The 15,723-nt window shown below is 62.6% G+C and carries 9 protein-coding genes; 8 read left to right on the forward strand and 1 reads right to left on the reverse strand.

What is annotated here, in order from left to right; genetic code table 11:
• Positions 1–55: 55 nt before the first annotated feature.
• The 8 genes from AC07XZ_RS05940 (at position 56) to AC07XZ_RS05975 (ending at position 15,316) form a co-directional block, all read left to right on the forward strand.
• A complete protein-coding gene (locus tag AC07XZ_RS05940) occupies positions 56–1,855 on the forward strand; it encodes a type I secretion system permease/ATPase (RefSeq protein WP_102686190.1) in 1,800 nt (599 codons plus the stop codon).
• Positions 1,852–3,201 carry an HlyD family type I secretion periplasmic adaptor subunit gene (locus AC07XZ_RS05945; protein WP_085603749.1) on the forward strand — a complete coding sequence of 450 codons (1,350 nt, stop codon included), beginning with the start codon at positions 1,852–1,854 and terminating at the stop codon, positions 3,199–3,201. Before AC07XZ_RS05940 ends, AC07XZ_RS05945 begins: the two co-directional genes overlap by 4 nt.
• Positions 3,202–3,203: 2 nt before the next feature.
• On the forward strand, positions 3,204–4,565 hold the full coding sequence (locus AC07XZ_RS05950; RefSeq protein ID WP_102686189.1) for a TolC family outer membrane protein: 1,362 nt from the start codon (positions 3,204–3,206) through the stop codon (positions 4,563–4,565).
• A 251-nt stretch (positions 4,566–4,816) separates the two neighbouring features.
• On the forward strand, positions 4,817–7,768 hold the full coding sequence (eprS, locus tag AC07XZ_RS05955; RefSeq protein ID WP_102686188.1) for an autotransporter serine peptidase EprS: 2,952 nt from the start codon (positions 4,817–4,819) through the stop codon (positions 7,766–7,768).
• A 164-nt stretch (positions 7,769–7,932) separates the two neighbouring features.
• Positions 7,933–11,019 carry an autotransporter serine protease gene (locus tag AC07XZ_RS05960; protein WP_102686187.1) on the forward strand — a complete coding sequence of 1,029 codons (3,087 nt, stop codon included), beginning with the start codon at positions 7,933–7,935 and terminating at the stop codon, positions 11,017–11,019.
• Positions 11,020–11,076: 57 nt separating this feature from the next.
• Positions 11,077–12,765: a polyurethane esterase gene (locus AC07XZ_RS05965; protein WP_102686186.1), complete on the forward strand. Its 1,689-nt coding sequence runs from the start codon at positions 11,077–11,079 to the stop codon at positions 12,763–12,765.
• A 100-nt stretch (positions 12,766–12,865) separates the two neighbouring features.
• The gene (locus AC07XZ_RS05970; RefSeq protein WP_102686185.1) at positions 12,866–14,719 is read left to right on the forward strand and encodes a polyurethane esterase; all 1,854 of its coding nucleotides are present in this window, start codon (positions 12,866–12,868) and stop codon (positions 14,717–14,719) included.
• Positions 14,720–14,941: 222 nt separating this feature from the next.
• Positions 14,942–15,316 carry a hypothetical protein gene (locus AC07XZ_RS05975; protein WP_102686184.1) on the forward strand — a complete coding sequence of 125 codons (375 nt, stop codon included), beginning with the start codon at positions 14,942–14,944 and terminating at the stop codon, positions 15,314–15,316.
• Between the two features lie 58 nt (positions 15,317–15,374).
• Here AC07XZ_RS05975 and AC07XZ_RS05980 read toward each other — a convergent pair whose 3' ends face one another.
• On the reverse strand, positions 15,375–15,599 hold the full coding sequence (locus AC07XZ_RS05980; protein WP_007951417.1) for a YgdI/YgdR family lipoprotein: 225 nt from the start codon (positions 15,597–15,599) through the stop codon (positions 15,375–15,377).
• Positions 15,600–15,723 lie beyond the last annotated feature (124 nt).

The following is a 15,723-nucleotide window of genomic DNA, read 5'->3' on the forward strand; positions in this document are numbered from 1 at the left end:
TAACAATTGAGCGCTCGTCACTTTTGGGCGGGTTCAATCATTTCAGGAAGAATCAATGAAGATGGCGAAGGCCCCAGCCACTGCTCCCTTATTCAAGGCCTTGGGTGACTATAAAAGCATTCTGATCAGCGTCGGATGTTTTACCGCATTGATAAACGTGCTGATGCTGGTGCCCTCCATATATATGCTCCAGGTCTATGACCGGGTGCTGTCTTCGCAGAACGAAACCACCCTGGCGATGCTGTCGCTGATGGTCGTCGGTTTCTTCGCCTTCATCGGTCTGCTGGAAGTGGTGCGCAGCTTTATCGTGATCCGCATCGGCAGCCAGCTCGAGCGCCGTTTCAATCTGCGGGTCTATCAGGCGGCGTTCGAACGCAATCTGTTCAAGGGCGAGGGCAATGCCGGGCAGTCTCTCGGCGACCTGACCCACATTCGCCAGTTCGTCACCGGGCCTGCGCTGTTCGCATTCTTTGATGCGCCGTGGTTCCCGGTCTACCTGTTCGTGATTTACCTGTTCAACGTCTGGCTCGGCGTGCTGGCCACGGCGGGTGCACTGCTACTGATCGCGCTGGCGTGCCTGAACGAATACATGACCAAAAAGCCGCTGGGCGAAGCTGCCGGCTACTCGCAGAAATCCAGCCAGTTGGCCACCAGCCACCTGCACAACGCCGAAACCATTCAAGCCATGGGCATGCTCGGTGCCTTGCGCAAGCGTTGGTTCCAGGTGCATTCGCGCTTTCTCGGTCTGCAGAATCAGGCCAGCGACACTGGCGCAGTCATCAGCTCGCTGAGCAAAACCTTGCGTCTGTGCCTGCAATCGCTGGTGCTGGGCCTTGGCGCACTGTTGGTGATCAAGGGTGATATGACCGCCGGGATGATGATCGCCGGCTCGATCCTGATGGGTCGGGTACTGAGCCCGATCGACCAGTTGATCGCCGTGTGGAAGCAGTGGAGCGGGGCGAAGCTGGCCTACCGTCGCCTCGATGCGTTGCTGCAGGCCTTCCCGCCGAGCGATGACGCCATGGCGCTGCCGGCGCCGAAAGGCCAGATCACCTTCGAACAAGTCAGCGCCGGTCCTCCGGGCCAGCGTGCCGCGACCCTGCACATGGTCAACTTCAACCTGGCGGCCGGTGAAGTGCTCGGCGTGCTCGGTGCTTCCGGCTCCGGCAAGTCGACCCTGGCGCGGGTGTTGGTCGGCGTATGGCCGGCGCTTGGCGGCACGGTACGTCTGGACGGCGCCGATATTCACCGCTGGAACCGCGATCAGCTCGGCCCTTACATCGGCTATCTGCCGCAGGACATTGAACTGTTCAGCGGCAGCATCGCCGAGAACATCGCCCGCTTCAGTGAAGCCGATCCGCAAAAGGTTGTGGCCGCCGCGCAACAGGCCGGCGTGCACGAACTGATCCTGCGTATGCCGCAAGGCTACGACACCCAACTGGGCGAGGATGGCAGCGGTCTGTCCGGCGGCCAGAAACAGCGCGTAGCCCTGGCCCGTGCGCTGTACGGCAACCCGAGCCTGGTGGTGCTGGACGAGCCGAATTCCAACCTCGACACCGTCGGCGAAGCCGCGTTGTCCAGCGCGATCGTGCAGCTCAAGGCCCAAGGCACCACCGTAGTGCTGGTGACGCACCGTTCTTCGGTGCTGGCCCAGGCCGACAAGCTGCTGGTGCTCAACGACGGTCGCCTGCAGGCCTTCGGCCCGAGCCACGACGTGCTCAAGGCGCTGTCCGCAAACCAGCCCGGCAATCAGCCCGGCAACCCATCACAACACAATGAAAAACCTGCGCAAGCACCGGCCGGGCTCAGCATGAGCCGACAGTATCAGCCGACGACAAGGAATTCGGGTGTATGAGCAGCGCGAGCATGAACACGCAAAACGAAGCGACGATGGAACACGCGTACATCACCGAACGCCCGGAGCGCGATGCAAAATTCTTCGCCCGCATGGGCTGGATTCTGGCGCTGGTCGGTGCCGGCAGTTTCTTCACCTGGGCGGCATTGGCGCCGCTGGATCAAGGCATTCCGGTGCAAGGCACCGTGGTGGTGTCGGGCAAGCGCAAGGCCGTACAGTCGATGAGCAGCGGTGTGGTCAGCCGGATTCTGGTGCGCGAGGGCGAAATTGTTAAGCAGGGCCAGCCGCTGTTCCGCCTCGACCAGACCCAGGTCGCCGCCGACGTGCAATCGCTGCAGGCGCAGTACCGCATGGCCTGGGCCAGCCTGGCGCGCTGGCAGGCCGAGCGTGACAACCTCAAGCAAGTGACGTTTCCGGCCGAGCTGAGCGACAACGCCGATCCGCGCCTGGCACTGGTGCTGGAAGGCCAGCGGCAATTGTTCAGCAGCCGCCGCGAAGCGTTCTCCCGCGAGCAAGCCGCCCTGCGCGCCAGCATCGAAGGCGCCACCGCGCAACTGGCCGGCATGCGCCGCGCCCGTACTGACCTCAACGCGCAGGCTGACTCGCTGCAACAACAGTTGAGCAACCTGCAACCGCTGGCTGACAACGGCTACATCCCGCGCAACCGCTTGATGGAATACCAGCGCCAGTTGTCGCAGGTCCAGCAACAACTGGCCGAAAACACCGGCGAAAGTGGCCGGGTCGAGCAGGGCATTCTTGAGTCCCGCCTGAAGCTGCAACAGCACGGTGAGGAATACCAGAAGGAAGTCCGCACCCAACTGGCCGACGCGCAACTGAAAAGCGTCACGCTGTCGGAGCAACTGACTTCCGCCGGTTTCGACCTGCAACACAGCGAAATCCTTGCTACCGCCGACGGCGTGGCGGTCAACCTCGGCGTGCACACCGAAGGCGCCGTGGTGCGTCAGGGCGAAACCCTGCTGGAAATCGTCCCGCAAGGCACGCGCCTGGAAGTCGAAGGACACCTGCCGATCAACCTGATCGACAAGGTCGGCACGCACCTGCCGGTCGACATCCTGTTCACCGCGTTCAACCAGAGCAAGACGCCACGAGTGCCCGGCGAAGTCAGCCTGATTTCCGCCGACCAGATGGTCGACGAGAAAACCGGCGTGCCGTACTACGTGTTGCGCAGCAGCGTCAGCGATCAGGCCATGGAGAAACTCAACGGTCTGGTGATCAAGCCCGGCATGCCGGCGGAAATGTTCGTGCGCACTGGCGAACGTTCACTCCTCAACTACCTGTTCAAGCCGCTGCTCGACCGCGCCGGTTCCGCGTTGACCGAAGAATAAGGATGTTCGGCTGTATGAATAAGCTTTCCATGCTGGCGGCAGCGTTCGCGCTGCTCGCGGGCAACAGTGCAATGGCGGCCATGGGGCCGTTCGAGATCTACGAACAGGCGTTGCGCAATGACCCGGTGTTCCTCGGCGCGATCAAGGAACGCGACGCCGGCCTTGAAAACCGCGCCATCGGCCGCGCCGGCCTGTTGCCGAAACTGGGTTACAACTACAACAAGGGCCGCAACTCGTCGAAAGCCACGTCCCTCGACGAACGCGCACGCAATCGCACCGATGACCGCAACTACAGCAGCTACGGCTCGAGCCTGACCCTGCAACAACCGCTGCTCGACTACGAAGCCTACGCGGCGTATCGCAAAGGCGTGGCCCAGTCGCTGTTTGCCGACGAAAACTTTCGCGGCAAGAGCCAGGAACTGCTGGTTCGCGTACTGGACAACTACACCAAGGCTTTGTTTGCCCAGGATCAGATCGACATCGCGCAGGCCAAGAAGAAGGCGTACGAGCAACAGTTCCAGCAGAACGAGCACATGTTCAAGCAGGGCGAGGGCACTCGCACCGACATCCTCGAAGCCGAGTCGCGTTACGAACTGGCGACCGCCGAGGAAATCGAGGCCCGCGACGAGCAGGACGCCGCGCTACGGGAGTTGGGCGCATTGGTAGGCGTGCCGGCGATGGACATCAGTGATCTGGCACCGCTGGATCAGAATTTCCAGACATTCGCCTTGATGCCGGCCAACTACGACACCTGGCACGAACTGGCAGTCAGCAACAACCCGAACCTCGCGTCCCAGCGTCAGGCGGTGGAAGTGGCGCGGTACGAAGTCGAGCGCAACCGCGCCGGGCACCTGCCGAAAGTCAGCGCTTACGCCACGATGCGCCAAAACGAATCGGAAAGCGGCAACACCTACAACCAGCGTTACGAAACCAACACCATCGGTTTCGAAGTCAGCGTGCCGTTGTATGCCGGCGGCGGCGTGTCGGCCTCGACCCGCCAGGCCAGCCGCACCATGGAACAGGCCGAATACGAACTGGACGGCAAGACCCGTGAGACGCTGATCGAATTGCGTCGCCAGTTCAGTGCGTGCCTGTCCGGGGTCAACAAGCTGCGCGCCTATCAAAAGGCCCTGGCCTCGGCCGAAGCGCTGGTCGTGTCGACCAAGCAAAGCATTCTCGGTGGCGAGCGAACCAACCTCGACGCACTGAACGCCGAACAACAACTATTTACCACCCGCCGCGACCTGGCCCAGGCACGCTATGACTACCTTATGGCCTGGACCAAATTGCATTACTACGCGGGCACCTTGAGCGAACAGGATCTGGCGCGGGTGGATGAGGCGTTTAGGGTGGCTCGACGTTGATGTGCATGGCTTCAGACCGGCCCTCACCCTAACCCTCTCCCGGAGGGAGAGGGGACTGATCGGGGGATATTTTGGAGGTACACCGACCTGATCGGGCGTCACCGAATCCAGCATCGACCCGGTTTTTCAGGTCGATGTATGACGCAAGACACCTCGATCAGCTCCCTCTCCTTGGGGAGAGGGCTGGGGTGAGGGGAATGGGCAACACCGCAGAATCAACCTGCATAAAACAATAAAAGTGAGTGGTGAACATGGACGTACGCATCAAGCCGGTTTCGGTCGGCACCCTGCTGCTTGTGATTTCTTCGACCCAGGCTCAGGCGCAGTACCTGGAATCCGGACAACCTGGCGATCCGGCCAGTTGGCGCAGCGCCGAGTTCCTGCGTGACTGGGGCCTGGACCGGATGCAGGCCGATCAGGCCTACGCCACCGGCATCACTGGCAAGGGCGTGAAAATCGGCGCGCTGGACTCCGGTTTCGACGCCGCCCATCCCGAGTTCGCCCGTGACCGCTATCACCCGGTACTGGCCAGCGGCAGCTATATCGACGGCTCGCTGTTCAACGTCAACGGCACCCTCAACCCGAACAACGACTCCCACGGCACCCACGTGGTCGGCACCATGGGCGCATCCCGTGACGGCAGCGGCATGCATGGCGTGGCGTACAACGCGCAAATCTACGTCGGCAACACCAACAAGAACGACAGTTTCCTGTTCGGCCCCAATCCTGATCCGCGCTACTTCAAAGCGGTGTACGACGCTCTGGCCGATGCCGGTGTGCGGGCGATCAACAACAGCTGGGGCAGCCAGCCACCGGATGTCAGCTACCGAACCCTCGCGGACTTGCACGCCGCTTACGCCCAGCACTGGAACAAAGGCACCTGGCTGGATGCGGCAGCGGATGTTTCCCGTCGAGGCGTGATCAACGTGTTCAGCGCTGGCAATAGCGGCTACCCGAATGCCAGCGTGCGCTCGGCGCTGCCGTACTTTCAGCCGGATCTGGAAGGCCACTGGCTGGCAGTCTCCGGACTCGATCAAAGCAATCAGCAAAAGTACAACCAGTGCGGAATCGCCAAGTACTGGTGCATCACCACGCCGGGGGCGAAGATCGACAGCACCATTCCCGACGGCGGTTATGCGATCAAGTCCGGCACCTCGATGGCCGCGCCACACGCCACCGGCGCACTGGCGCTGGTGATGGAGCGCTATCCGTACATGAACAATCAGCAGGCTCTCGAAGTGCTGCTGACCACCGCTACCCAGCTCGACGGTTCAGTGACCGACGCGCCCACCGAGCGAGTCGGCTGGGGCGTGGCCAACCTGTACCGGGCGATGCGCGGGCCGGGGCAATTGCTCGGGGCGTTCGACGCCAACCTGGCAGCCGGGCAGAGCGATATCTGGAGCAATGACATCAGCGACAAAGCGCTGATCCAGCGCCAGAGCGAAGACCTCGCCGAACACAGCGCCTGGCAGCAAACCCTGCAAAACAAAGGCTGGCAGAACGGCGTGCCGGCCGGCGCCAGTCAACTGGATCAGACCGATTACGCCGTGGGCATGGCTCGCGATGCAGCGGCGGCCAGTCGGGTGTATCAGGGCAGTCTGATCAAGTCCGGCGACGGGCGACTGATTCTGACCGGTGAAAACACTTATCGCGGGCCGACCACGGTCAATGGCGGCTTGCTGACGGTGAACGGTTCGCTGACTTCGGCCGTGACCGTCAACGACGGCGGCACCCTCGGCGGCTCCGGGCGGATCGGCGCGTTGACCGCCAACAGCGGCGGCCGGGTAGCACCGGGCAATTCGATCGGTACGTTGAACGTCGCCGGTGACGTGACCTTCGCGCCAGGCTCGACCTACGCGGTGGAACTGTCTCCCACCAGCAGCGACCGCATCGTTGCCGGCGGTACTGCGTCCATCAACGGCGCCACCGTGAGCCTGTCGCTGGAAAACAGTCCGACGCTGCTCAGCACCACCGAGGCCAGAAGCCTGCTCGGCCGGCAGTACGACATTCTGCAAGCGGCGGGTGGCATTCAGGGTCGGTTCGGTGCGGTGCTGCCGGATTACATGTTCATCGGTGGCAGCCTGGCCTACAGCGACAACGGCATCGGCTTGAATGTCGAGCGCAACGCAACATCGTTCGCCAGCGTCGGCCAGACACCGAATCAACGTGCTGTGGCTGCCGCCGTGGAAGGCATGGGCGCGGGCAGTTCGGTTTACGAAAGCCTGTTGTTGTCGGCCACCGCCGGTGACGCGCAACAAGCCTTTCAACAGTTGAGTGGCGAAATCTATCCGGCCCTCGGGTTGGTGCTGATCAACGACAGCCGGCAACTGCGCGACGCCATTGGCGAACGCCTACATGACTCGAATGCCGCGCAAAACAACGGCTGGATCAAGGCCCTCGGCGCCTGGGGTACAACCGATTCGCAGCACGACACCGCTGGATACAGCACGTCGATTGGCGGCCTGCTGGCCGGTGTCGACGGAGCGGTCGACGAGCAGACCCGCATCGGTCTGGTCACTGGTTACAGCGACAGCTCGCTGAGCATGGGTTCGGGCACGCATTCCTCAGCCAAAGTCGACAGCTATCACCTCGGCGCCTACGCCGGTCACGACATCGGCGCCTGGCGCCTGAGCACCGGCGCGGCCTACAGCTGGCATCGCGCCGATGTGAAACGCGACTTGCAGTACGGCAACGTCAGCGCCAGGCAAAAAGCCAAGGTCGATGCCGCCACCACTCAGGTATTCGGCGAAGCGGCTTATCGACTGAACCTGCAACCGCTGGCCCTGGAGCCGTTCGCCAATCTGGCCTACGCGCACCTCGACACCGACGGTTACACCGAGAAGGGCGACGCCGCCGCGCTGAAAAGCGGCGACGACCAGCGTGACGCGGTGCTGAGCACCCTCGGCGTGCGGGCGATCAAGACCTTCGACCTGCCGTCCGCACAGAAACTGCAAGTGAGCGGTCATCTGGGCTGGCAGCACAGCCTGACCGACATCGACTCCGAACAGCATTTGCGTTTTGCCAGCGGCAGCGCGCCGTACACGGTCGAAAGCTCGCCACTGGTGCGCGACGCTGCGCTGATCGGCGTGCAGGCCAGCCTGGCGCTGACCCGCGACGTGCGGGTGAACCTCGATTACACCGGACAACTGGCCAGCCGCGAGAAGCAGCATGGCGTGGGCCTGAGCCTGAACTGGCAGTTCTAGACACACGGATGATCGTTCCCACGCTCTGCGTGGGAATGCCTCTAGGGACGCTCCGCGTCCAGTGACGCGGAGCGTCACGGGCTGCGTTACCACGCGGGAGCGTGGGAACGATCACGGGGCTGAACACACGGATTTTTCGCAACATCACTAAGGAAGGTCGCTGGATGAAAAACAACAACACCCCCGCGCAATCGGGTGGATGCTTTCGCCTGAAAACTCTCAACCTCGCCTTGCTCTGCGCGCTGGCCACCTGGGGTAGCGCACACGCGGCGCCCTACGTGGAAAGCGGCCGGGCAGGGGATCCGGGCAGTTGGCGCAGTGCCGAGTTCAAGGCCGACTGGGGCCTGGGCGCCATCGGCGCGGATTACGCCTACGCCGCCGGTTACACCGGTAAAGGCGTGAAACTGGGAATTTTCGACCAACCGGTCTACGCCGCGCACCCGGAGTTTTCCGGCAGCAACAAGGTCATCACCCTGGTGACCTCGGGGATCCGCGAATACACCGACCCGTACATCCCGGTCAAAGCGGGGGACGCGTTCCGCTATGACGGTTCGCCCTCGGTCGGTTCCGACGGCAAACTCGGCGCCCACGGCACCCACGTTGGCGGTATCGCTGCCGGCAGCCGTGACGGCGGGCCGATGCACGGCGTGGCGTTCGGCGCGCAGATCATCAGCGCCGACAACGGCGACCCGGGCCCGGAAGACGGCATCGTGCGCGGCAACGACGGCGCGGTGTACAAGGCCGGCTGGGATGCGCTGATCGCCAGCGGCGCGCGGATCATCAACAACAGCTGGGGCATCGGCATCACCGACCGTTTCGACCTCGGCGGCCGTGACCCGGCGTACCCGCACTTCACCGTCAACGACGCGCAACTGCAGTTCAACGAGATCCGCACACTGCTGGGCACCAAACCCGGCGGCGCCTACGACGGTGCAATCGCCGCCGCACGCAGCGGGATCGTGACGATCTTCGCGGCGGGCAACGACTACAACCTGAACAACCCGGACGCCATCGCCGGCCTCGGTTACTTCGTGCCGGACATCGCGCCGAACTGGATCACCGTCGCCGCATTGCAAAGGAACCCGGATCAGGCCAGCGCCAATCCGTACATCATGAGTACGTTCTCTTCGCGCTGCGGCTACACCGCCAGTTTCTGCGTCTCGGCACCGGGCACGCAGATCTACAGCTCGATCATCGAAGGCACCAACGCCGACAACCTGACCACCGGCTACAAGAACTACAACGGCACCTCGATGGCCGCGCCCCACGTGGCCGGCTCCATGGCGGTGCTGATGGAGCGCTTCCCGTACATGTCCGGCGATCAGGTCGCCAGCGTGTTGCGCACCACGGCCACCGACCTCGGCGCACCGGGCATCGACGCCCTGTATGGCTGGGGCATGATCAACCTGCGCAAGGGCATCGACGGCCCGGCGATGTTCGTCACCGAGCAGGACATCCACGAAGAATTCCGCATCCAGGGCGCCTACGGTTCCGGCCAGTTCGTGGCCGATCTGCCGGGCATCGGCGCAATCATCGATGCGGGCAAACCCACCGAACGCGTATGCAACGACATCACCTGCGGGCTCGACACCTGGCGCAACAACATCTCCGGCCATGGTGGTCTGACCAAACAAGGCATCGGCACTCTGGTGCTGACCGGCAACAACACCTACAGCGGCCCGACCCTGGTCAATCAGGGCCGACTGGCAATCAATGGCTCGCTGCAATCGGCGGTGACGGTCAATGACGGCGGCATCCTCGGTGGTAACGGCCGGATCGCCGCGCTGACCGCCAACAGCGGCGGCACCGTGGCGCCGGGCAATTCCATCGGCACCTTGAACGTGGCGGGTGACGTGACCTTCGCACCGGGTTCGACCTATGCGGTGGAAGTGTCGCCGACCAGCAGCGACCGGATCGTCGCCGGTGGCACCGCCATAATTGAGGGCGCCACCGTCAGTCTGTCCCTGGAAAACAGCCCGACGCTGTTGACCACCGAAGACGTGAAATCGCTGCTCGGCAGTCAGTTCAACATCCTGCAGGCAGCAGGCGGGATTCAGGGGCGCTTTGGTCAGGTGCTGCCTAACTATGCGTTCCTCGGCGGCACCCTCGATTACTCATCAGGTGGCGTGCAACTGGAGGTTGGACGTAACGGCGCCTCGTTCGCCAGTGTCGGCCTGACCCCGAACCAGCGCGCAGTCGGTGCTGCCGCCGAGCGCCTCGGCGCCGGCAATGCGTTGTTCGAAACCCTGTTGCTGTCGCCATCGGCGGCCGCTGCGCAGGATGCCTTCCAGCAGCTGTCCGGCGAGATTCACCCGGCCATCGGCACGCTGCTGATCAACGACAGTCGCTACCTGCGCGATGCCGTGGGCGAGCGTTTGCGTGAGCGCGATCTGTTCGATGCCGGTGCGCCGACCGATGACCGCAGCAACGCCTGGCTCAAAGTGCTGGGCGCCTGGGGCAAGAGCGATGGCGGGTCGAAATACGCCGATTCCACCAGTTCCATCGGCGGCCTGCTGGCCGGTGTCGACGGTTTGATCGCTGAAGATACTCGTCTCGGTTTCGTTACTGGTTATAGCGACAGCTCGTTGAGCATGGGCGAGGGTACGCATTCGTCCGCCTCGGTCGATAGCTATCACCTGGGCGCGTACCTGGGGCATCAGATTGATGCGTTGCGTCTGACCGCCGGTGCGGCTTACAGCTGGCATCGCATCGACGTCAAACGCGACCTGCAGTTCGCTGGCGTCAGCGGCAAACAGAAAACCAAGCGCGATGCGACCACCGCGCAATTGTTCACCGAAGCGGCCTACGACCTGGGCCTGCAACCGATGAATCTGGAGCCGTTCGCCAATCTGGCCTACGTGCACCTCAACAGCGACAGCTTCACCGAGAAGGGTGATGCCGCCGCGCTGAAGGGCGGTGAAGACAACCGCGATGTGGTGTTGTCGACCCTCGGTGTGCGGGCCAAACGCACGTTTGCCCTGTCCGAGAAACACCAGCTGGAACTGGGCGCAAGCCTGGGCTGGCAGCACAACTTGAGCAGCGTGGATTCCGACAGTCACTTGGCCTTCGTCAATGGCAACAGTGCGTTCACCGTGCAAAGTGTGTCGATGGATCGAGATGCAGCGGTAGTCGGCGTGCGCGCCGGGCTGGCGCTCAATCGCGATGTCCGGGTCAACCTGGACTATAACGGGATGATCGGCTCCAACGAAAAGGACCACGGTGTGGGCCTGACGCTGGACTGGCAGTTCTAAGGGGTAGCGGCAGTTCTTTCGAGAACTGCCGTTTTTAAAAGGAAGAGAGAGCACAACATGGGATTGTTCGATTACAAAAATGCCGACGGCAAAGCGCTGTACAGCGATGCCATCGCTCTGACGCTGTATGCCTACACGCCGACCGGGCAGGCTTTGCCCGGCACCGGCTGGAAACCGATCGGCGCCACGGCGCTGGGCTATCAGGGCAAAGTCGGGGCGCAGGGCACGTTCTTCGGCGAGAAGGACGGCTTCACCAGCGCCGAAGCCGAAGTGCTCGGCAAATACGACGCCGCAGGCAAGCTGATCGGCATCGGCGTGGCCTTCCGGGGCACCGGCGGGCTGGGTTACAGCGACACCTTCGGCGACATGAAAAACAACCTGCTGGCCGCCATCGGCCCGACGGATTACGCCACCCAGTACGCGAAAAACGCCTTCGACAACCTGCTCAAATCGGTGGCGGCTTTCGCGGTCGCCCACGGCATCGCGGCCAAGGACGTGTTGATCAGCGGCCACAGCCTCGGCGGTCTCGGGGTCAACAGCGTGGCGGAGTTGAGCGCGAGCAATTGGGGCGGATTCTTCAAGGACGCCAACTACATTTCGTTCGCCTCGCCGACCCAGAGCAGCACCGGCACCAACGTGCTGAACATCGGTTACGAGAACGACCCGGTGTTCCGCGTGCTCGACGGCACCACGTTCAGTACCGCGTCGATGGGCAAGCACGACAAGCCGCACGATTCGACCACCGACAACATCGTCAACTTCAACGACAACTACGCGTCCACCGCGCAGAACCTGGTGCCGTTCAGCATCGCCAATCCGCTGAACTGGTCGGCCCACAGCTCGCTGGGGTATGCCGACGGCCTGAATCGGGTGATCGCGTCGAAGTTCTACGGCCTGACTCACAAGGACTCGACGATCATCGTCTCCAACCTTGAGCAAGCGTCGCGGGGCAAGACCTGGGTCGAGGATCTGGGCCGCAGCGGCGAGCCGCACATCGGCAGCACCTTCATCATCGGCACCGACAGCGGTGACTGGCTCAAGGGCGGGGCGGGCAACGACTTCCTCGAAGGTCTGGGCGGCGATGACCGTTTCCGTGACGACGGCGGCTTCAACATCCTGCTTGGTGGCCAGGGCCACAACACTTTCGAACTGCAAAAACCGTTGCAGAACTTCAGCTTCGCCAACGACGGCGACGGCACCCTGTACGTGCGTGACGCCTACGGCGGCATCAGCATGACCCGTGACATCGGCGCGCTGGTAAGCAAAGAGTCGGGTTCGTGGTGGGGCAGCAAGGAAATCACCTGGACCGTCACCGCCAAAGGCCTGGCCAACGGTGCCGAACTGACCCAGTACAACCATTCGCTCAGCGGCGGCGCCATGGGCGACACCCTCAAGGCCACCGCCGACGGCGACTGGCTGTTCGGCCTGGGCGGCAACGATCACCTGCAAAGCGACAAGGCCCACGTGACCTTCGTCGGCGGCGCCGGCAACGACGTGATGAGCGCGGTGGGTGGCAACAACACCTTCCTGTTCAGCGGCGCCTTCGGTTTTGACGCGATCAATGGCTACCAGGGCAGCGACAAACTGGTGTTCATGGGCGTCGAAGGCGCGGGGCAGGGCTACGACTACAAGCAACACGCGTCGCAGTCCGGAAGCGATACCGTGCTGAAGATTGGCGACTTTGCCGTGACGCTGGTCGGGGTCGGTGTGGCTAACCTGTCGGATTCGAGTTTCGTCTTCGCCTGACAAACGAACGTTGTACTGAAATGCTCCGGGGCGCCTCGGGAGGGGCGTTCTGGTTGTGAGCTATCTCTGAACAATTCCAACAAAAAGAGAGGCAACAGCAATGGGTGTGTATGACTACAAGAACTTCGGTACGGCGGAATCCAAGGCGCTGTTCAGCGACGCCATGGCCATTACGCTGTATTCCTACCACAACCTCGATAACGGCTTTGCCGTCGGTTATCAGCACAACGGCTTCGGCCTCGGCTTGCCGGCCACGCTGGTGACCGCGCTGATCGGCGGCACGGATTCCCAAGGCGTGATCCCCGGCATTCCGTGGAACCCCGATTCGGAAAAAGCCGCACTCGACGCGGTGAAAAAAGCCGGCTGGACCCCGATCACCGCCTCGCAACTGGGTTACGAAGGCAAGACCGATGCGCGCGGCACCTTCTTCGGCGAAAAAGCCGGCTACACCAGCGCTCAGGTGGAAATCCTCGGCAAATACGACGCTCAGGGCCATCTGACGGAAATCGGCATCGCCTTTCGCGGCACCAGCGGCCCACGGGAAATCCTCATCGGCGATTCCATCGGTGACGTGATCAACGACTTGCTCGCTGCATTCGGGCCCAAGGATTACGCCAAGAACTATGTCGGCGAAGCCTTCGGCAACCTGATGAACGATGTGGTGGCGTTCGCCAAGGCCAACGGCCTGACCGGCAAGGACGTGCTGGTCAGCGGCCACAGCCTCGGCGGGCTGGCGGTCAACAGCATGGCGGACCTGAGCACCAGCAAATGGGGCGGGTTCTTCCAGGACTCCAACTACATCGCCTACGCCTCGCCGACCCAGAGCAGCAACGACAAGGTGCTCAACGTCGGCTACGAAAACGATCCGGTGTTCCGCGCGCTCGACGGCTCGACCTTCACCGGCGCCTCGCTCGGCGTGCACGACGCGCCCAAGGAGTCGGCGACCGACAACATCGTCAGCTTCAACGACCACTACGCTTCGGCGGCGTGGAACGTGCTGCCGTTCTCGATCGTCAACATTCCGACCTGGATCTCGCACCTGCCGACCGCTTATGGCGATGGCATGAACCGGGTGATCGAATCGAAGTTCTACGACCTGACCAGCAAGGACTCGACGATCATCGTCGCCAACCTGTCGGATCCGGCGCGGGCCAACACCTGGGTGCAGGACCTGAACCGCAACGCCGAAACCCACAAGGGCAGCACCTTCATCATCGGCAGCGACGCCAACGACCTGATCCAGGGCGGCAGCGGCAACGATTATCTGGAAGGCCGCGCCGGCAACGACACGTTCCGCGACGGCGGGGGCTACAACATCCTGCTCGGCGGCTCGGGCAACAACACCCTTGAGTTGCAGAAGTCGGTCAATACCTTCGACTTCGCCAACGACGGCGCCGGCAACCTGTACATCCGCGATGCCAACGGCGGAATCAGCATCACCCGCGACATCGGCAGCATCGTCACCAAGGAGCCGGGTTTCCTCTGGGGCCTGTTCAAGGACGACGTCACCCACACCGTCACGGCGACCGGACTGAAGGTCGGCAACAACGTCACTCAATACGAATCAAGCGTGAAGGGCACCGGCGCCGCCGACACCCTCAAGGCCAAGGCCAGCGGTGACTGGCTGTTCGGCCTGGACGGCAACGACCATCTGATCGGCGGGACGGGCAACGACGTATTCGTCGGCGGCGCCGGCAATGATCTGATGGAGTCGGGCGGCGGGGCGGATACCTTCCTGTTCAGCGGCGCGTTCGGCCAGGATCGCGTGGTGGGTTACACCGCCAACGACAAACTGGTGTTCCTCGGCGTGCAGGGCGTGTTGCCGGGCGACGACTTCCGCGCCCATGCCACGGCGGTGGGGCAGGATACGGTGCTGAAGTTCGGCGCGGATTCGGTCACGCTGGTCGGGGTTGCGTTGAACAGTCTGAGTGGCGACGGGATCGTGATTGCCTGACGTTAGTGGCGCCCGAAAGGGCGCCGTCGCGAGCTGGCTCAATCCCACCTTTGGCCTTTTGTGGGAGCGAGCCTGCTCGCGATTGAACGATAACGCGGTATTGAAAGTGACTCACCAGCCACTCCCTGACTCCAATCCCTGCACCAACAGGAAATGCGGCCTAAAGCCATGACGGCAACGTTCGTCATGTAAGGGTCGCCAACGAGTACAGGAGATTCACACGTGAAAGGTTTCAAGAGGTTTATCGGTATCGCGGGACTGGCGCTGCTGTCGGCCAATGCCTGGGCCGATCTGCCTCACAGCTCGATTCTGAGCCGCTATGGCGTCACCACCGATCAACTGCCTAAACCGGCCGACAGTGATGACGTCAAACCCGTCGAAGAGAAAAGCCGCTTTCATATCCAGCCCGAACAACCGTTCGTGACCGTTCGCATCGGCGAAAACAATGAGCCGGAGATGACCGGCAACCTGAGCATCGACCGCATGGCGCAACAGGAGCGTCAGCGCTGCCAGCGCTTGCAGGAAGAAATGGTCCGGCGCGGCGAGCGCGCGTTGAACTGCGACGGTTCCCTCCCGGGCATGGCATTACCCCGTTGATAAATGCAAAAAAGGCTGCGCTCCACCAGGAACGCAGCCTTTTTTGATGGGGTAACCGTCAGTCTTCCTTGCGCACCGTGGCTACTTCGTCGGCACGCACGCGGATCTTGGCGCCGGAAATATCCTTGAACTCGTAGAAGCCGTCCTCGTTTTTGGTATCGGGCATGTCCTCGGTCAGGTACTGAGTGCCGTTCTGCAGGGTAACCACCGTCGGGGTCGAGCAACCGGCCAGCGTCAGCAGGGCCGCAACAGCCAACGGGATCCCGAGAGTCTTGATTTTCATAAGCAGCATTCCTGTTCATTTCGACCATTGTCGGCCTCTAACGCGGTTGGTGCCATTACGCCGGAGAAAGTTCGATGGCCACCTGAAAAAATTCCGCAATGAAGGTGCCACTGATCTTTTTCCG

Source organism: Pseudomonas sp. GW458-11-26-14-LB4, assembly GCF_059423925.1.

Excerpts from the sequence above, each read along its gene's own strand:
- AC07XZ_RS05950 (WP_102686189.1), top strand. The coding sequence starts at position 3,204 with ATGTTCGGCTGTATGAATAAGCTTTCCATGCTGGCGGCAGCGTTCGCG.
- AC07XZ_RS05965 (WP_102686186.1), top strand. The coding sequence starts at position 11,077 with ATGGGATTGTTCGATTACAAAAATGCCGACGGCAAAGCGCTGTACAGC.
- AC07XZ_RS05970 (WP_102686185.1), top strand. The coding sequence starts at position 12,866 with ATGGGTGTGTATGACTACAAGAACTTCGGTACGGCGGAATCCAAGGCG.
- AC07XZ_RS05980 (WP_007951417.1), bottom strand. The coding sequence starts at position 15,599 with ATGAAAATCAAGACTCTCGGGATCCCGTTGGCTGTTGCGGCCCTGCTG.
- AC07XZ_RS05940 (WP_102686190.1), top strand. The coding sequence starts at position 56 with ATGAAGATGGCGAAGGCCCCAGCCACTGCTCCCTTATTCAAGGCCTTG.
- eprS (WP_102686188.1), top strand. The coding sequence starts at position 4,817 with ATGGACGTACGCATCAAGCCGGTTTCGGTCGGCACCCTGCTGCTTGTG.
- AC07XZ_RS05960 (WP_102686187.1), top strand. The coding sequence starts at position 7,933 with ATGAAAAACAACAACACCCCCGCGCAATCGGGTGGATGCTTTCGCCTG.
- AC07XZ_RS05945 (WP_085603749.1), top strand. The coding sequence starts at position 1,852 with ATGAGCAGCGCGAGCATGAACACGCAAAACGAAGCGACGATGGAACAC.